General features: G+C 67.7%; 17 protein-coding genes. 9 read left to right on the plus strand and 8 right to left on the minus strand.

The window, feature by feature from the left end:
- Window positions 1-63: 63 nt before the first annotated feature.
- The 4 genes from KIT86_RS15270 to KIT86_RS15285 all read right to left on the minus strand — a co-directional run bounded on the left by KIT86_RS15270 (window position 64) and on the right by KIT86_RS15285 (window position 3,225).
- On the minus strand, window positions 64-870 hold the full coding sequence (locus tag KIT86_RS15270; RefSeq protein WP_297399833.1) for a molybdate ABC transporter substrate-binding protein: 807 nt from the start codon (window positions 868-870) through the stop codon (window positions 64-66).
- 6 nt (window positions 871-876) lie between these two features.
- Entirely contained in the window at window positions 877-1,659 is a 783-nt protein-coding gene (locus KIT86_RS15275; protein ID WP_297399864.1) for a substrate-binding domain-containing protein, read from the minus strand.
- A gap of 32 nt (window positions 1,660-1,691) precedes the next feature.
- Window positions 1,692-2,420, minus strand: a complete 729-nt coding sequence (locus tag KIT86_RS15280) for an ATP-binding cassette domain-containing protein (protein WP_297399866.1) — start codon at window positions 2,418-2,420, stop codon at window positions 1,692-1,694.
- Window positions 2,421-2,487: 67 nt separating this feature from the next.
- The gene (locus tag KIT86_RS15285) at window positions 2,488-3,225 is read right to left on the minus strand and encodes an ABC transporter permease (RefSeq protein ID WP_297399835.1); all 738 of its coding nucleotides are present in this window, start codon (window positions 3,223-3,225) and stop codon (window positions 2,488-2,490) included.
- A gap of 123 nt (window positions 3,226-3,348) precedes the next feature.
- Here KIT86_RS15285 and KIT86_RS15290 point away from each other — a divergent pair, with 123 nt between their 5' ends.
- The gene (locus KIT86_RS15290) at window positions 3,349-4,476 is read left to right on the plus strand and encodes a substrate-binding domain-containing protein (RefSeq protein ID WP_297399837.1); all 1,128 of its coding nucleotides are present in this window, start codon (window positions 3,349-3,351) and stop codon (window positions 4,474-4,476) included.
- A 49-nt stretch (window positions 4,477-4,525) separates the two neighbouring features.
- Here KIT86_RS15290 and KIT86_RS15295 read toward each other — a convergent pair whose 3' ends face one another.
- Both KIT86_RS15295 and coaBC read right to left on the minus strand, forming a co-directional pair.
- Entirely contained in the window at window positions 4,526-5,107 is a 582-nt protein-coding gene (locus tag KIT86_RS15295; protein WP_297399839.1) for a nitroreductase family protein, read from the minus strand.
- Window positions 5,108-5,118: 11 nt separating this feature from the next.
- Complete coding sequence (gene coaBC / locus KIT86_RS15300) at window positions 5,119-6,333, minus strand: bifunctional phosphopantothenoylcysteine decarboxylase/phosphopantothenate--cysteine ligase CoaBC (RefSeq protein ID WP_297399841.1); 1,215 nt, start codon at window positions 6,331-6,333, stop codon at window positions 5,119-5,121.
- A gap of 114 nt (window positions 6,334-6,447) precedes the next feature.
- Here coaBC and KIT86_RS15305 point away from each other — a divergent pair, with 114 nt between their 5' ends.
- The 5 genes from KIT86_RS15305 to KIT86_RS15325 all read left to right on the plus strand — a co-directional run bounded on the left by KIT86_RS15305 (window position 6,448) and on the right by KIT86_RS15325 (window position 11,523).
- Window positions 6,448-8,121 carry a CTP synthase gene (locus KIT86_RS15305; protein ID WP_297399843.1) on the plus strand — a complete coding sequence of 558 codons (1,674 nt, stop codon included), beginning with the start codon at window positions 6,448-6,450 and terminating at the stop codon, window positions 8,119-8,121.
- Between the two features lie 22 nt (window positions 8,122-8,143).
- On the plus strand, window positions 8,144-9,001 hold the full coding sequence (gene kdsA, locus KIT86_RS15310) for a 3-deoxy-8-phosphooctulonate synthase (RefSeq protein WP_297399845.1): 858 nt from the start codon (window positions 8,144-8,146) through the stop codon (window positions 8,999-9,001).
- 48 nt (window positions 9,002-9,049) lie between these two features.
- Window positions 9,050-10,333 carry a phosphopyruvate hydratase gene (gene eno / locus KIT86_RS15315; protein ID WP_297399847.1) on the plus strand — a complete coding sequence of 428 codons (1,284 nt, stop codon included), beginning with the start codon at window positions 9,050-9,052 and terminating at the stop codon, window positions 10,331-10,333.
- A 114-nt stretch (window positions 10,334-10,447) separates the two neighbouring features.
- Window positions 10,448-10,732 (plus strand): cell division protein FtsB, encoded by a 285-nt coding sequence (gene ftsB / locus KIT86_RS15320; protein WP_297399849.1) that lies wholly within the window; start codon window positions 10,448-10,450, stop codon window positions 10,730-10,732.
- 116 nt (window positions 10,733-10,848) lie between these two features.
- On the plus strand, window positions 10,849-11,523 hold the full coding sequence (locus KIT86_RS15325; RefSeq protein WP_297399851.1) for an ATP-binding protein: 675 nt from the start codon (window positions 10,849-10,851) through the stop codon (window positions 11,521-11,523).
- Window positions 11,524-11,617: 94 nt separating this feature from the next.
- On the opposite strand, the gene KIT86_RS15330 is transcribed toward KIT86_RS15325, so the two are convergent.
- Both KIT86_RS15330 and KIT86_RS15335 read right to left on the minus strand, forming a co-directional pair.
- The gene (locus KIT86_RS15330; RefSeq protein WP_297399853.1) at window positions 11,618-12,595 is read right to left on the minus strand and encodes an Hsp33 family molecular chaperone HslO; all 978 of its coding nucleotides are present in this window, start codon (window positions 12,593-12,595) and stop codon (window positions 11,618-11,620) included.
- A gap of 48 nt (window positions 12,596-12,643) precedes the next feature.
- A complete protein-coding gene (locus KIT86_RS15335; protein ID WP_297399855.1) occupies window positions 12,644-13,168 on the minus strand; it encodes a gamma carbonic anhydrase family protein in 525 nt (174 codons plus the stop codon).
- 38 nt (window positions 13,169-13,206) lie between these two features.
- On the opposite strand from KIT86_RS15335, the gene KIT86_RS15340 reads away from it, so the two are divergent.
- The 3 genes from KIT86_RS15340 (at window position 13,207) to KIT86_RS15350 (ending at window position 16,979) form a co-directional block, all read left to right on the plus strand.
- Window positions 13,207-14,052: a ferritin-like domain-containing protein gene (locus KIT86_RS15340; protein WP_297399857.1), complete on the plus strand. Its 846-nt coding sequence runs from the start codon at window positions 13,207-13,209 to the stop codon at window positions 14,050-14,052.
- A gap of 101 nt (window positions 14,053-14,153) precedes the next feature.
- Complete coding sequence (gene dbpA / locus KIT86_RS15345; RefSeq protein ID WP_297399859.1) at window positions 14,154-15,548, plus strand: ATP-dependent RNA helicase DbpA; 1,395 nt, start codon at window positions 14,154-14,156, stop codon at window positions 15,546-15,548.
- Window positions 15,549-16,151: 603 nt separating this feature from the next.
- The gene (locus KIT86_RS15350) at window positions 16,152-16,979 is read left to right on the plus strand and encodes a hypothetical protein (RefSeq protein ID WP_297399861.1); all 828 of its coding nucleotides are present in this window, start codon (window positions 16,152-16,154) and stop codon (window positions 16,977-16,979) included.
- Window positions 16,980-17,368: the final 389 nt, after the last annotated feature.

Genomic DNA, 17,368 nt, shown 5'->3' on the forward strand with positions numbered 1-17,368 from the left:
CCGGTCTCGAACGCGGGCAGGCCGGCGGCGATCAGCAGATCGCGCCGGCGAGGATGGGCATGCTCAGGGTTTTGCAAAGCCGTAACGCGCGAACGTGGCCTGCGCGGCCGGTGCCAGCAGGGCCATGGCAAAGGCCTCGGCCTGCGCCGGCGCGCCCTGCCGCACCGTCAGGCCATACGACGCACCCACCTGCAACGCCTGCGGCAGCTGCACCACCTTCAGGCGCGGGACCTCTCTTTGCGATGCCACGGCGTTGGTGCAGTAGGTCAGGAACACATCGGCCTGGCCCTGATCCATGACCCAGGCATACGTGCCCTGGCCCGCAGGGGGCTTGGGCGAATCCGCGCCGCCGGTGAGCTTGAGGGCCTTGGCGTCGAGCGCGGCATAGGCGCCAGGGCGCACCTGTTCGGCCTTGCGGAACAGCTCCCACGCGTAGTCGCCGGACGGATCGGCCTTGGGCGTGGACGTGCCGAGCTTCACCGCCGGGCTGAGCAAGGTGGCCAGCAAGGTCTGCGGCGTGGCGTCCACGTTCGCCTGCGTCAGCGCGCACAGGCTGTTGCGCACGAACACGGTGGGCGGCGCCCAGCTTCCCGAGGCGGCCAGACGTTGGGGATGCTGGGTATCCGCCGAGGCGAACACCATCGCGCCCTCGCCTTTCTCGATGCGTTCGCGCAGCAGGCCGGAGGCACCGAACGTCAGAGCGATCTTCTGCCCGGTGCGCGTTTCGTGCTCGCGGGCGATGTCGGTCAGCACTTCGCGCAGGCTGCCAGCGGCATAGACCTGAAGCGGCTCTTTCATCGGCGCCATCTCAGGAGAGGCACAGCCGATCAGCGTGGCCAGGGCAAGGGCCATCGGGCTGGCGCGGTGCATCGCGCGTCACTTCGCCGCGTTGGGGAAGAAGAGCTGCTCGCCGCCGATCTTGTAGCCGGCGATGGCCGCCTGCCCGGCCGGGCCGGTGACCCAGTCGACGAACTTCTGGCCTTCGGCCGTCTTGACCTGCGGGTGCTTGGCCGCACTCACCAGCATCACGCCGTATTGGTTGAACAGGCGCTTGTCGCCTTCCACCAGCACCGCGAGGTCGGCGCGGTTCTTGAAGTTGAGCCAGGTGCCGCGATCCGACAGCACATACCCCCCGCTGCTGGCGGCGATGTTGAGCGCGGGCCCCATGCCGCAGCCGCATTCCTTGTAGCCCGTGCCCTTGTTGGCGTCGGTATCGGTCATCTTCCAGAAGCGCAGCTCGGCCGCGTGCGTGCCGCTTTTGTCGCCGCGCGAGATGAACTCGGTGTTGGTGCTGGCGATCTTCTTGAGGGCAGCCACGATGTCGTTGCCCTTGGTCTTGGCGGGATCGGCCTTGGGGCCGATCAACACGAAGTCGTTGTACATGACCTCCTGGCGCTTGGCCGAGAAGCCGTCGGCGACGAACTTCTCTTCGGCCACCTTGTCGTGCACGAACAGCACGTCGGCGTCACCCCGGCGCGCCATGTCGATCGCCTGCCCGGTGCCCAGCGCGACCACCTTCACGTCGATGCCGCTGGCTTTCTTGAACTCGGGCAGCAGGAAGGAGAACAGGCCCGACTGCTCGGTGGAGGTGGTGGAAGCCACCACGATGCTCTGGGCGAACACGCCCGCGCTGGCCAGCAGGCCGGCGGTGCCGAGCACGGCGGTGAGGGTGAGGTGGCGCAAGGTCGTTTTCACAGGCTTTCTCCTTGGACAAACAAATGGGCCTGCGGGCACAAAGACCGCAGGAGATCGTGGTCGAAAAAATCCTTCACGGGCAGGTCCGCCAGCAGGCGGCCCTTCTCCAGATAGACGACGCGGCTGGCCAGGCGCTTGACCTGGCCGAGGTTGTGGCTGCTGAAGACCAGCGTGGTGGGGCGGCCGGTGGGTTGGCCGCTCACGTCGCGCTGGCCGGCGGCGGTGAATTCGGCGATCAGCGCCTCCACCTCGCGCTTGGCATGCGGGTCCAGGCTGGCGGTGGGCTCATCGAGCAGCCACACGGCCGGGCGCAGGGCCCAGGCGCGCGCCAGCGCCAGGCGCTGTTGCTGGCCGCCGGAGAGCGCCCGCCCGCTGCGCTCGGCCAGGTGGGCCATCTCCACGCGCTCCAGCGCCTGCAGGGCCAGCGCGCGCGTCTGGCGCGCAGGCACGCCCTGCAGCCACAGGCCAAGCTGGATGTTGCGCCGCGCGCTCATGCGCAGCATGTGCGGCCGCTGGAACAACATGGCCACGCGCTGGTGCGCTGGCGTGTGCAGCTCACCCGCGCTGGGCCGCTGCAGGCCGTGCAGGGTGCGCAGGAGCGTGCTCTTGCCGCTGCCGTTGGCGCCGACCAGCGCCACGCGCTCGCCCTCTTCGATGCGCAGGAACACGTCGGTCAAGGCCTGCAGGCGCGCCGCCGGGCCCAGGTGCACCTGCACGCCGCGCAGCTCGAAGCAGGCGGTGGGCACCACGGCGCGTTGCGCGGTCACGGGCAGCCCGCTCACCGGCCCGCTTTCATGCCGCCACCAGGGCGGGCGCCGTGCGGGCCGCGCCGTCGGCGCGCTCGCGCCAGCGGCTCAGCAGAGACACGCCGGCGTTGAGCAGCAGCACCACGAGCAGCAGCACCACGCCCAGGCCCAGCGCCAGCGGCAGGTCGCCCTTGCTGGTTTCGAGCGCGATGGCTGTGGTCATGACACGCGTGAAACCTTCGATGTTGCCGCCCACGATCATCACCGCGCCGACTTCGGACACGGCGCGGCCGAAGGCGGTCAGCAGCACGGTGATCAGGGCGTAGCGCTCGTCCCAGGCCAGCAGCAGGCTGCGCAACGCAGGCCCCGCGCCCAGGGACGAGAGCTGCTCGCCATGGCTGCGGTCGGCGTCTTCCACCACCTGGCGCGTGAGCGCCGTCACCAGCGGCAGCACCAGCACCGTCTGCGCGAGCACCATGGCCTGGAAGCTGAACAGCCAGCCCAGGAACCCCAGCGGCCCTGAGCGCGAGAGCAAGAGGTAGATGACCAGGCCCACCACCACAGAGGGAATGGCGAGAAAGGTGTTGAGCACGGTGAGCACCGCGCCCCGGCCGGGAAAGCGCGCGGCCGCGAGCCAGGCGCCCATGACCAGGCCCAGGCCGCAGGCGAGCAGGCAGGCCGTGGCGCTGACCGCCAGGGATCGCATCACCACCGTCCACAGGCCCGGGTCGCCGGAGAGGATCAGCCGCAGCGCCGTGGCCAGGCTGTCGGAAAATGTGTTCATATGTTCGTCCAAGCTTACGTGCGCGCTCTGGAATTGAGAGTACGTAATGACGCGGTATGAACCCGCGGACATAAGCCACCGCGCCCGGGCTGCCCCCCCTGTTTCGGGCACACTCAGCGATCCATGCGAAAGATCGAGCTCTCCTACACGCTGACGCCTGCGACGCCCGAGCGCTCGTCCCATCCCGCTCTCTTGCGCAACCCCATGATGGACGTGCTGCACGCGCTGCGCAGCAGCGGCTCGATCTCGGGCGCGGCACGCGAGCTGGGCCTGTCTTACCGCCATGTGTGGGGCCAGCTCAAGGACTGGGAAGCGGGTTTGGGCCAGCAGCTGATCTTCTGGGAACGCGGGCAGGCCGCGCGCCTCACGCCGTTCGGCGAGCGCCTGCTGATGGCCGAGCGGCTGGCCCAGGCGCGCCTGGGGCCGCAGATGGAGAACCTGCGCGCCGAACTGGAACGGGCTTTTGCCATGGCCTTCGAGGAAGGCCAGCACGCCAGCGGGGGCGATGTGATCACGCTGTATGCCAGCCACGACCATGCCCTGGCCGAGCTGCAGCAGCACGCGGGTGCGGCCACCGAGGGCCGCCATGCCGCGCCACCCCTGCACATGGACATCCGTTTCTGCGGCAGCGTGGACGCGATCCGCGCGCTCAACGAGGGGCGCTGTGAGCTGGCGGGTTTCCACACCCAGCCCTTTGCCGCCGCTGGCAGCCTGAGCGCGCGCGCCTACCGGCCGCTGCTCAAGCCCGGCCTGCACAAGATCATCGGTTTCGCGCGCCGCTCGCAGGGCCTGATGGTGGCGCCGGGCAACCCGCTGCGCCTGCGCGACATTGGCGACGTCTCGCGCCTGCAGGCGCGCTTCGTGAACCGCGCCATCGGCACTGGCACGCGCCTGCTGCTCGACGAGCTGCTGGCCCAGGCGACGCTGCTGCCGATGGACATCGTGGGGTACCACAACGTGGAGAGCTCGCACGCGGCCGTGGCCCAGGCCGTGGCCAGCGGCAGCGCGGACGTGGGCCTGGGCACGGAGTACGCGGCGCGCGCGCAGGGCCTGGGCTTCGTGCCACTGACCGAGGAACGCTACCTGCTGGTCTGCCTCAAGAGTGCGCTGGAGCAGGCTCCCATGCAGCGGCTGCTGCAGCGCCTGCGCAGCCGCGCCTGGCAGGAACGCCTCAACGCCCTGCCCGGCTATGCGACCGACCACTGCGGCGAGGTCGCTGCCATGAAGCGCCTCCTGCCCTGGTGGGACTGAAGCGTCCCCGGTGCAGGCCCGCCCCGAGCGGGATGGCACTTCCCGCCGATCACGTCCAGTCGCGCATCACGTCCGCGGCATCGGGTTTGCTGAACTTGGGTGACCCGGGCTTGAGCGCCGTGCCCAGCACCACCCAGCCCACCAGCTGCTCCCCTGGCTCGCAGAATGCGGCCACCACCGGCGCGGCTCGCACTTTGGCGCCCGAGAGCATCTTGCCGCTGTAGCCCATCGCGTGCGCGGCGTTGAGGAAGTTGGTGAGCGCGCCGCCCACGGTCATCCACTGTTCGTGCTGCGTGGCCAACGGGTGGCCCGGGTCGATGCGCGCGATCACCGCCACGAGGAGGGGCGCGTCCAGCGCGCGCAGGCGGTCGCGCGCCGCATCGGCGGCGCTCTTGCCGGCCAGCGCGGCGGCCTGCTCGAACAGGTCGGCCAGGCGCTCGCGCGCGTCGCCCCGGATGGCCGCCAGGCGAAACGGCACCAGCCCGGCGTGGTCGGGCGCGCGCAGCGCAGCCTCAGTCATGCGCTGCAACTCGGCCAGGGTGGGGGCCGGGTCCGACAGGTGCTTGGTGCCGACCGAATAACGGCTCAGCAGCCCCTCGAGCAGCGCCGCCGACATCGCCGTCTGTCGCACGAAAGGCACCCCTAGCGCGGCAGGCGGCGCGCGATTTCGGCGACCAGCTGGCGCGCCAGCACCAGCTTGGAGGCACGGGGCAGCTCCTTCATCCCGTGCTCATCGACCAGCAGCAGGGCGTTGTCGTCCTGGCCGAAGGTGGCCGGTCCGATGTTGCCCACCAGCAGCGGCACGCCCTTGCGCCGGCGCTTGGCCTGGGCGTGTTCCTCCAGGTCGTGGCTTTCGGCGGCGAAGCCCACGCAATAGAGTTCGCCGCTCCGGGCACGAGGCGAGGCCGCGATGCCGGCCAGGATGTCCGGGTTTTCGACGAAAGACAGCGTGGGCACCGCGCCCGAGCCGTCCTTCTTGATCTTGTGTTCCGCCGACTGCGCGGGGCGCCAGTCGGCCACGGCGGCGGCCGACACGAAGACCGTGGCGCCGGGCACCAGCAGGTCCAGGCTCTTTTGCATGTTCAGCGCCGACTTCACGTTGACCCGCCCCACGCCGCGCGGCGTGGGCAGCCCCACGGGGCCGGCCACCAGCGTGACCTGGGCACCCGCTTCGTGGGCCGCGCGCGCGATGGCGAAACCCATCTTGCCGCTGGAGAGGTTGGTCAGGCCGCGCACCGGGTCAATGGCCTCGAAGGTGGGGCCGGCGCTGACCAGCACATGCTGGCCGGCCAGCGGCTTGGGCAGGAAGAAGCGCGCCAGGTCGTAGAGCAGTTCGTCGGGCTCCAGCATGCGGCCGTCGCCCGTTTCGCCGCAGGCCTGCTCGCCCGCGCCCACGTCGAGCACGGTGGCGCCATCGGCGCGCAGCTGCTTGACATTGCGCTGGGTCGCCGGGTGCGCCCACATCTCGCGGTTCATGGCCGGCGCGAGGATCAGCGGCACCCGGTCGATGGGCCGCGCCAGGCACATCAGGCTGAGCAGGTCGTCGGCCCGGCCGTGCACCAGCTTGGCCATGAAGTCGGCGCTGGCCGGCGCCACCATGATCGCATCGGCCTCGCGGCTGAGATTGATGTGGGCCATGTTGTTGCCCGGGCGCGCGTCCCATTGCGAGGTGAACACCGGCCGGCCCGACAGCGCCTGCATGGTGACCGCGGTGGCGAATTGTTCGGCCGCCTCGGTCATGACGACCTGCACCGTCGCGCCTTCCTTGACCAGGGCCCGGCAAAGCTCGGCGGCTTTGTAGCAGGCGATGCCTCCGGAGAGGCCCAGCACGATGTGTTTTCCGGCGAGGTCGTTCATGGGCGCAATGTAGCAGCTTGGGGTAGGCCCTGCCGACCCCACGGCGGCCCGGGAAAGGGGCGGCCTTTATAATCGCCATTTCCACCTCCTGCGAGCAACTGGCTCGCCCGAGACATGACCAAATTTGTGTTCGTCACCGGCGGTGTGGTGTCCTCCCTGGGCAAGGGCATTGCCTCCGCATCACTGGCCGCTCTCCTCGAGTCCCGCGGCCTCAAAGTCACCCTCATCAAGCTCGACCCGTACATCAACGTGGACCCGGGCACCATGTCCCCCTTCCAGCACGGCGAGGTCTTCGTCACCGACGACGGCGCCGAGACCGACCTGGATCTGGGCCACTATGAGCGTTTCATCGAAACGCGCATGAAGAAGACCAACAACTTCACCACCGGCAAGATCTACCAGTCGGTGCTGGAGAAGGAACGCCGGGGCGACTACCTCGGCAAGACGGTGCAGGTGATCCCGCACGTCACCAACGAGATCCAGGAGTTCATCCAGCGCGGCGCGGGCATTGGCACGCCCGACGCGGTGGACGTGGCCATCGTCGAGATCGGCGGCACCGTGGGCGACATCGAGTCCCTGCCGTTCCTGGAGGCCGTGCGCCAGATGAGCCTGCGCCTGGGCCCGAACAATTCGGCTTTCGTGCACCTGAGCTACGTGCCCTGGATCGCCGCTGCCGGTGAGCTCAAGACCAAACCCACGCAGCACACCGCCAAGGAACTGCGCGCCATCGGTATCCAGGCCGATGCGCTGCTGTGCCGCGCCGACCGCCGCATTCCCGACGACGAGCGCGCCAAGATCTCGCTGTTCTCCAACGTGCCCGAATGGGGCGTGATCTCCATGTGGGACGTGGACACGATCTACAAGGTGCCGCGCATGCTGCACGAGCAGGGCCTGGACGGCCTGATCTGCGACAAGCTGCGCATCAACACCCCCCCAGCCAAGCTCCAGCGCTGGGACGATCTGGTGTACGAGGTCGAACATCCCCAGCACATCGTGAAGATCGCCATGGTCGGCAAGTACGTCGACCTGTCGGACAGCTACAAGTCGCTCAACGAGGCGCTGCGCCACGCCGGCATGAAGAACCACGCCAAGGTGCAGATCGACTACATCGATTCGGAAACCATCACGCCGGCCAACGTCGCGCAGACGCTGGGCGCGTTCGACGCCATCCTGGTGCCCGGCGGCTTCGGCAAGCGCGGCATTGAAGGCAAGATCTGCGCGGCGCGCTATGCGCGCGAGCAGAAGGTGCCCTACCTCGGCATCTGCCTGGGCATGCAGGTGGCCACGATCGAATACGCGCGCCACGTCGCCGGCCTGAAGAACGCCAACAGCACCGAGTTCGAGCCGGACACGCCGCACCCCGTGATCGCCCTGATCACCGAGTGGAAGGACGCCGACGGCAGCATCCAGCAGCGCAGCGCGAGTTCCGACCTGGGCGGCACCATGCGCCTGGGCTCCCAGAGCTCCGACGTGGCCGCCGGCACCCTGGCCCACCAGATCTACGGCCCGGTGGTCACCGAGCGCCATCGCCACCGCTACGAAGCCAACGTGAACTACCTCGACCAGCTGCGCGCGGCCGGCCTGGTGATCGCGGCCCTGACCCAGCGCGAGCACCTCACCGAAATGGTCGAGCTGCCGCAGAAGGTCCACCCCTGGTACGTGGGCGTGCAGTTCCACCCCGAGTTCAAGTCCACGCCCTGGGACGGCCACCCGCTGTTCAACGCCTACGTGAAGGCAGCGCTGGTCCACCAGGGCCAGACGGCGCCCCAGACCCCGGTCGCGGCCTGACCCCATCCCTCCGAGAGGCCCCATGAAACTCTGCGACTTCGACATCGGCCTGGACCGGCCTTTCTTCCTGATCGCCGGCCCCTGCGTGATCGAGTCCGAGCAGTTGCAGATGGACGTGGCCGGCCAGCTCAAGGAGATCACGGCCAGCCTGGGCGTGCCCTTCATCTTCAAGAGCAGCTTCGACAAGGCCAACCGCAGCAGCGGCACCAGCTACCGCGGCCCGGGCCGTGACAAGGGCCTGGAGATCCTGGCCAAGGTCAGGCGCGAACTCGGCGTGCCCGTGCTCACCGACGTGCACAGCGAGGCCGACATCGCCGACGCGGCCCAGGTCTGCGACGTGCTGCAGACCCCGGCGTTCCTGTGCCGCCAGACCGATTTCATCCGTGCCGTGGCGCAAAGCGGCAAGCCGGTGAACATCAAGAAGGGCCAGTTCCTCGCGCCGCACGACATGAAGAACGTGATCGACAAGGCGCGCGCGGCCGCGAAGGAAGCCGGTCTCGACGAAGACCGCTTCATGGCCTGCGAACGCGGCGCGAGCTTTGGCTACAACAACCTCGTCTCCGACATGCGCGGCCTGGCCATCATGCGCGAGACCGGTGCGCCGGTGGTGTTCGACGCCACCCACAGCGTGCAACTGCCCGGTGGGCAGGGCACCAGCAGCGGCGGGCAGCGCGAGATGGTGCCGGTGCTGGCGCGCGCGGCGGTCGCCGTGGGCGTGGCGGGCCTGTTCATGGAAACCCACCCCGACCCCGCCAAGGCCCTGAGCGACGGGCCCAACGCCGTGCCGCTCAAGCACATGAAGGCGCTGCTGGAAACCCTGCTCGCGCTCGACACCGTGACCAAGAAGAACGGTTTCCTCGAAGACCGTTTCAACACCTGATTTCCCATTTCTTCTTCTTTCTGTCTCTGACCCAAAGGTAGTGAATCCATGAGTGCAATCGTTGACATCGTTGGCCGCGAAATCCTCGACAGCCGCGGCAACCCCACCGTCGAATGCGACGTGCTGCTGGAAAGCGGCGTGATGGGCCGCGCGGCCGTGCCTTCGGGCGCTTCCACCGGCAGCCGCGAAGCCATCGAGCTGCGCGACGGTGACAAGAGCCGCTACCTCGGCAAGGGCGTGCTCAAGGCGGTGGAGAACATCAACACCGAGATCAGCGAAGCCGTGCTGGGCCTGGACGCGTCCGAGCAGGCCTTCCTGGACAAGACCCTGATCGACCTCGACGGCACCGACAACAAGGGCCGCCTGGGCGCCAACGCGATGCTGGCCGTCTCCATGGCGGTGGCCCGCGCCGCCGCCGAAGAGGCCGGCCTGCCGCTCTACCGCTACTTCGGCGGCATGAGCGCGGTGCAGATGCCCGTGCCCATGATGAACGTGGTCAACGGTGGCGCGCACGCCAACAACAACCTCGATCTGCAGGAACTGATGATCATCCCCGTGGGCGCGCCGAGCTTTCGCGAAGCCATCCGCTGGGGCGCCGAAGTTTTCCACGCACTCAAGAAGATCATCCACGACAAGGGCATGAGCATCGCCGTGGGCGACGAAGGCGGCTTTGCCCCCAACGTGGCCAACCACGAAGCCGCGATCCAGATGATCCTGGAAGCCATCGGCAACGCCGGCTACACCGCAGGCGAGCAGATCGCCCTGGGCCTGGACTGCGCCGCGAGCGAGTTCTACAAGGATGGCAAGTACCACCTGGAGGCCGAAGGCCTGGTGCTCAGCGCCGAGGACTGGACCAACATGCTGGCCACCTGGGTCGACAAGTACCCCATCATCAGCATCGAGGACGGCATGGCCGAAGGCGACTGGGACGGCTGGAAGGTGCTCACCGAGCGCCTGGGCGCCAAGGTGCAGCTGGTGGGCGACGACCTGTTCGTCACCAACACCAGGATCCTCAAGGAAGGCATCGAGAAGGACATCGCCAACTCGATCCTGATCAAGATCAACCAGATCGGCACGCTGACCGAGACCTTCGCCGCCATCGAGATGGCCAAGCGCGCGGGCTACACCGCCGTGATCAGCCACCGCTCGGGCGAGACCGAGGACAGCACCATCGCCGACATTGCCGTGGGCACCAACGCGGGCCAGATCAAGACCGGCTCGCTCTCGCGCTCGGACCGCATGGCCAAGTACAACCAGCTGCTGCGCATCGAGGAAGACCTGGGCGACGTGGCCGTGTACCCCGGCCGCGAAGCGTTCTACAACCTCAAGTAAGCGTGGCGGCTCCCACACGCTGCCGCTTCGCGGGTCGCTGCCCCCCAGGGGGGCCGGCCTTTGCCGGGGGCGGCCGCGCGCGGTGGCCGGCCACTTCGGTGACAATCTGACGCCATGGCCCGCCGCCTCATCCCTGCCCTGCTGATCGCGCTGCTCTTCATCGTGCACGCGCAGCTCTGGTTCGGGCGGGGCAGCGTGACCCAGGTGGCCAGCATGAAGCAGCAACTGGCCTCGCAGGATCAGGCCAACCGCGAGGCGCAACTGCGCAACGACCAGTTGCTCAGCGAAGTGCGGGACCTGCAGGAGGGCCTGGACATGGTCGAGGAGCTCGCCCGCCAGGAACTGGGCATGGTCAAGCCCAACGAGATCTTCGTGCAGATCGCGAAGGCCAAGAATTGACGCTGGCGTCGCCTGCGGCGCCTGCCCTCTGAAGAAGGGCGATGCCTGAGGCCTGGCAAGGCCGGTTCCTCGGCGTCCCTGGCCAAGACGGTTTCCATCGCTGCGGATCGCTCTCCATGACCTCCCGCCATCCCGCCATCACCGTCGCCCTTCTGGGCGGCGAATCCAGCGGCAAGTCCACGCTGGCCGCGGCGCTTGAGCGCCACCTCCAGGACATCCAAGGCCTGCGCGTGGTCCGCGTGCCCGAGCACCTGCGCCTCTGGTGCGAGGCCCGGGGCCGCGCCCCGCACGCGCATGAACAGGCCGACATCGCCGACGAGCAGGCGCGGCTCATCGACAGCGCGAGGCGCACGCCCGGCGTGGAGGTGGTGATTGCCGACACCACGGCCCTGATGGTCGCGGCCTACAGCGCGCTCTATTTCCAGGCCACCGAGCTGCTGGAGCCGGCGCTTGCCGCACAACGGGCTTGCGACCTCACCCTGCTCATGGGCCTGGACCTGCCCTGGACGCCGGACGGCCTGTTCCGCGACAGCCCGGCCGTGCGCGACGCCACCGACAGCCTGCTGCGCCGCGAGCTGCAGGGCGCTGGCATCGCCTTCCAGACGGTGTACGGGCAAGGCCAGACGCGCCTGCGGCAAGCCCTGCGCGCCATCGGCACTGCGCTGGGCCGGCCGCTGGTGAAGGACGACCCCGGCTTGGCCAACGGCCTGCGCCCGTGGTCGTGCGAGAACTGCAGCGATCCCGACTGCGAGCACCGACTGTTCACCGGACTGCTGTCACGACCCTCCTAGAGAGGGGGAGCCCAGGCCAGAACACCGCGGAACTGCCTTTGCCAGGCCTCAGGTGTTGCCCCCTGGGGGGGTAGCGCGCAGCGCTGCGGGGGGATCAATGTTTCTGGTCGCTGGCCGGCGGTTGCTGAGCCGGCTGCAAAAAGACCTGAGCGGCGTCCACAGGATCGAAGCGGTACTGGGCGCCACAGAACTCACAGCCCACCTCCACCTGGCCCTGCTCGGCGAGGATGGACTCGACTTCGTCGCGCCCCAGGCCGCGCAGCATGCTGCTCACGCGCTCGCGTGAACAGGTGCAGGCAAAGCGCGGCCCCTGCTCGCCCGTGAGCGGCTCGAAGCGGCGCACGTCTTCCTCCCAGAACAGGCGCCGCAGGATCGTGTCGGCGTCCAGGCTGAGAAGTTCTTCGCGCTTGAGGCTGGAGGCCAGGATGGCGATGCGGTTGTAGTCCTCGTTCAGGCCGATCTGGTCTTCGTCGCGCGCGCCCGACTGCCCTGCCAGGTTGTCCACCCCCTGCAGCGGCAGGCGCTGGATCAGCAGGCCGGCGGCCATCTTGTCGTCCGCCGCAAGCACCAGGCGCGTGTCGAGCTGCTCGCTCTGCAGCATGTAGTGCTCAATCACCTCGCTGAGTTTTTCCAGCTTCTCACGCCGATCGCCAAACAGCGGCACCACGCCCTGGTAGGGCTGCTGGCCCGGCAGGCGGTCCTTGGGATCGAGGGTGATGGCGCAGCGGCCCTGGTTGGTGACGTTGACCATGTGCGACAGCGGCGCATCGTCGGCCACCTCGCCCACCACCGTGGCGGTGGCGCGCAGGCTCAGGTCGGGCTGCACCTCGGCCACGGCCAGCTTCACCGGCCCATCGCCCATGATCTGCATGATCAGCGCGCCGTTGAACTTGATGTTCGCCTGCATCAGCGTGGCCGCCGCCGTCATCTCGCCCAGCAGCTCCGTGACCGCCGCGGGGTAGCCACCAGCGTCGCGGTGGCGCTGCAGGATTTCCTGCCAGGCGTCGGTCAGGCGCACGAGCATGCCGCGCACCGGCAGGCCTTCAAAGACGAATTTGTGGAGTTCGGACACGCAGGGCTTTCAGGTCAAATCAAAAAATCGAAGGGAAGCAGGTCGGGGTCAGGCGATCTTTTTCAAGCCCTGGCGGTAGCGCGCGGCGTTCTCGATGTAGTGCCCGGCACTGCGGCGCAGGCCTTCGATCTGCTCGGGCGTGAGCGAGCGCACCACCTTGGCCGGGCTGCCGAGGATCATGCTGCCATCGGGGAATTCCTTGCCTTCGGTGACCAGCGATCCCGCGCCCACCAGGCAGTTCCTGCCGATCTTCGCGCCGTTGAGCACCGTCGCGCCAATGCCGATGAGCGATTCATCGCCGATGGTGCAGCCGTGCAGCATCACCTGATGGCCCACGGTCACGTGCCTGCCCACCGTCAGCGGGAAACCCACGTCGGCGTGCATCACGCTGCCGTCCTGGATGTTGCTGCCTTCGCCCAGGGTGATGGTCTCGGTGTCGCCCCGCAGCACCGCCCCGAACCACACGCTGGCGTTGTCGCCCAGCACCACGTTGCCCATCACCTGCGCGCTGTCGGCCACCCAGGCCGATTCGGCCATGCGGGGTGCCACGCCATCGAGTTCGTAAATCGCCATGGGGAAGGTCTCCGTTCCTGAAACCTAGAATTGTAGGGATGCAAGCCCCCGCGCCCCTGTCGCCAGCGTCCCCGCTCTCCCTGCGCGCGCAGGCCCTCAACGCCCTGTGCATCACCGACCCGGGCCACAAGGTGGCGGCCACCCATGCGCTGTTCGACGCGTGGCAGGCGGGCCAGACCGTGCTGGACCCCGGCGAACCCCTCACGCCCGGCCCCGGCGCCACCCTGCCGGGCCGGCCCGCACAGCCTGTGCTGCTCCCGCCGGTGGACGTGCCCCAGCGATCGCCGTTCACCCCGGCGGGCCTGGCCATGCTGCTGCATGCCGTGACGCACATCGAGTTCAACGCGATCAACCTCGCGCTTGACGCGGTGTGGCGCTTCCCCGGCATGCCAGCCGCGTTCTACACCGACTGGCTGCGCGTCGCGCACGAGGAAGCGGTCCATTTCAGCCTGCTGCACACCCACCTGCAGAGCCTGGGACACCACTACGGCGAATTCCCCGCGCACGGCAGCCTGTGGGAGATGTGCGTGCGAACCCAGGACGACGTGACCGCCCGCATGGCGCTGGTGCCCCGCACCCTGGAAGCAAGGGGCCTGGACGCGACACCGCCCATGCAGGCGCGCCTGCGCAAGGTGGGCACGCCGGCGGCGCTGCGCGCGGTCGACATCCTGGACGTGATCCTGCGCGACGAGATCGGCCATGTGGCCGTGGGCAACCGCTGGTACGGCTGGCTGTGCGCGCAGCAGGGCATCGAACCCCTGAGCCACTACCGCCGCCTTGCGCGCGAGCATTCGGCGCCGCGCCTCAAGCCGCCCTTCAACGACGCGGCGCGCCTGGCGGCCGGATTCAGCCGGCCGGAACTGGACGCCTTGCTCGGCCCGTGACGGGGGCCGGTCAAGCGGTGCGCGAGACGCCCCCGCAGCACCCTGCGCCGCCGGAGCCGATGGCGGGGTGCATGCCACGGAGCGATCCCGGATAATTCGGGATGACTTCCGCATCCCCGACCGCTTTCAGCGCCCTGCCGCTCTCCCCCGCCATGCTCGCCAACCTGGAGCAGCTGGGCTACACGGCCATGACGCCGATCCAGGCCGCCGCGCTGCCGCCCGCCCTGCTGGGCAAGGACCTGATCGCCCAGGCCAAGACCGGCAGCGGCAAGACCGCCGCCTTTGCCCTCACCCTGCTGGCCAACCTCAACCCGCGCCGCTTCGCGGTGCAGACCCTGGTGCTGTGCCCCACGCGCGAGCTGGCCGACCAGGTGACCACCGAAATCCGCCGCCTCGCGCGCGCCGAGGACAACATCAAGGTCGTCACGCTCTGCGGCGGCGTGCCGCTGCGCGGACAGCTCGCCACGCTGGAGCATGGCGCGCACATCGTGGTCGGCACACCCGGCCGCATCATGGACCACCTGGAGCGCGGCAGCCTGCAGCTCGATGCGCTCAACACCCTGGTGCTGGACGAAGCCGACCGCATGCTCGACATGGGCTTCTTCGACGACATCGTCACCGTCGCCCGGCAGTGCCCCAAGGCGCGCCAGACCCTGCTGTTTTCCGCCACCTACCCGGAAGGCATCGCCAAGCTCAGCGCGCAGTTCATGCGCGATCCGCTCACCGTCAAGGTGGAAGCCCAGCATGCGGGCGCACAGATCGAGCAGCGCTGGTACGAGGTGACGGAGAACGAGCGGCTTGATGCGGTCAGCAAACTGCTGTTCCACTTCCGTCCGGCCAGCACGCTCGCCTTCTGCAACACCAAGGCACAGTGCCGCGACCTGGTGGCCGTGCTGCAGGCCCAGGGCATCAGCGCGCTGGCTCTCTTCGGCGAGCTGGAACAGCGCGAGCGCGACCAGGTGCTGGTGCGCTTTGCCAACCGCAGCTGCTCCGTGCTGGTGGCCACCGACGTGGCCGCGCGCGGGCTGGACATCGCCAACCTCGCCGCCGTGATCAACGTGGACGTGACGCCCGACCCCGAAGTGCACATTCACCGCATCGGCCGCACCGGACGCGCGGGCGAAAGCGGCCTGGCGCTCAACCTCGCCAGCCTCGACGAGATGGGCAGCGTCGGCAAGATCGAACACCTGCAGGGCCGGGAGTCCACATGGCACCCGCTGAGTGAACTCCAGCCCGCCAGCCAGGCCCCGCTGGTGCCGCCCATGGTGACCCTGCACATCCAGGGCGGCCGCAAGGAAAAGATCCGACCTGGGGACGTGCTGGGCGCGCTCACCGCCGACTTGGGCTACACCCGCGAGCAGGTGGGCAAGATCAACGTCAACGAATGGTCCACCTACGTGGCGGTGGACCGCGACATCGCCCAGCAGGCCGCAAGCCGGCTCAACGCCGGGCGCATCAAGGGCAAGGGTGTGAAGGTGCGCGTGCTGGAGGACTGACATGGCGCCAGGCCGAGCGCGGAGAAGAGCAGTGCCGTGATCGGCATGGGCGAGATGTCGTCATGCTCCTGGCGGGTTCGGTTCCTACCCCCTGAATGCACGCAGCGGCATCACCAGATGACCGACTTGCCAATCATGGCGCAGCCCGCCATGCCGCTGGATACCAGCAGGCCCACGACCACGGGGAGGATAGGACCATTCCTACAGGCGTGACGTTTTCACTCCTACTCGGCCGTCCTAGCTTCGAATTAACACTTCGCCTCAAGACTTTAACTTGAGGATCTCCCGATGGCTAGATACCTATGTTGGTTTTTCGACGGCTTGAGCGCTCTAGCCGGGTTGGCTGCATTCGTGACCTTTGGTGTGGCTTTTGTCCACGCTGAGGTGCCTTGGAGTTCGTTCGTATTTTTTGGCGTTGCGATCGTTTCCGCAGTGCTGGCCTGTGGCCTCACAGTCAGAAAGACTTCCAAACTGGTGGTCCGTCGCCTCCCCAACGTGCACGCACTTCCATCAATGCTTCGAAGATGAAGAGCAGCGCACTTCTGGGAGCGTGACTTGCGTTCCTATTTTTTTATCGAGTACTCAGATTCATAGAAAGGCATCATGACCCACCTCGCCACAAATTCAGCGGCCCGTACAGCTCTGGTGAAAATTATTGGTGTTGCAGGATGTGGCTTGCTCATGTCCACATGGGCTTCGGCACAACTCTCCCCGGCGCTTGATAGATTTAGCATCTCGGCGGGGGCGTATCGTGCAGATCCGAAGCTCAACGCTTCCTTGGACACGCAGTACGGACGATTTGAATCAGGCGATCTCAAACAGCGAGATGTGACGTTGCCACGGGTCAGGGCTGACCTCATCCTTTTTGACAGTCAAGGTCTTTCGTTCGACTACTTCCAGTACAAACGCGAATACACGGGATCGGTGGCGCAGTCCGGCAGCGTGGGTGGGACCAACCTCAGCATCGCAGGAGATGCGACAGTTGGCATGAAACTCGATGTGGCCAAGCTGGCGTACAAGTGGTGGTTAGGCAGCGGGAACACCGTCGTGGGCCTGGGCTTGGGCGGTGCGTATTACAAGGCGGGTATAGGCGCTCGCGCGAACGCCCTGGTCAATGGCACTGGCTACGGCTTTTCCGAAGGCGACTCGGACGAAGCCATTGCACCGGTGCTCGAGCTGGGGCTGCGTCACGCCTTCACGCCCAATTTCCGCGCCTTTCTGGACGTTTCAGGCGTCAAGAAGTCGGGGGGGAAGACCCAGGGTCATATCGTCAATGGTTCTGTTGGCCTCGAATGGTTCGTCGTTAAAAACGTCGGGCTGGTCGTGGACTACAGTGTTTCGCGCATTGATCTGACCCGCAGCGGTTCGAACAACGCCAATCTCAAGCTGACATTCAGCGGTCCGTCGGCGTTCGTCAAAGTGCGGTTCTGAACCTCATATGGGAGCGGGGTCCGGCGTGTGCTGCGCGGGCTTCGTCAACTTGGCGAGCAGGGCAACATCCACTCGCTCTCCACCACCGTAGGCGCCGACCGGCGCTTCGGCGACAAGCTGGTTCTGGCCGTGGGCAGCGGCCTCGCTCACGAACGCCAGCACACCGGCGACAACGGACACGCAACAGAGGCGACAGCTCCTCGCCGAGCGTCTCTGCTGGGGCCTGGTCTACCCATCACCGAGCTACGCTAGAGGGCTGTGATCGACTTCATTCCACCTTCGAGGCCAGGGCAGGAGCCTTCAATCGCAAGTGGAGCAGTTGGAAAACTGCAGATGGCTGTTGTGATGCCCGTGCGGCCTACGGCAGGCGGCTGCTGATGTCCGCTACG

The sequence above is a fragment of the Hydrogenophaga sp. genome (assembly GCF_026125825.1).
Taxonomy (GTDB): Bacteria; Pseudomonadota; Gammaproteobacteria; order Burkholderiales; family Burkholderiaceae_C; genus Hydrogenophaga.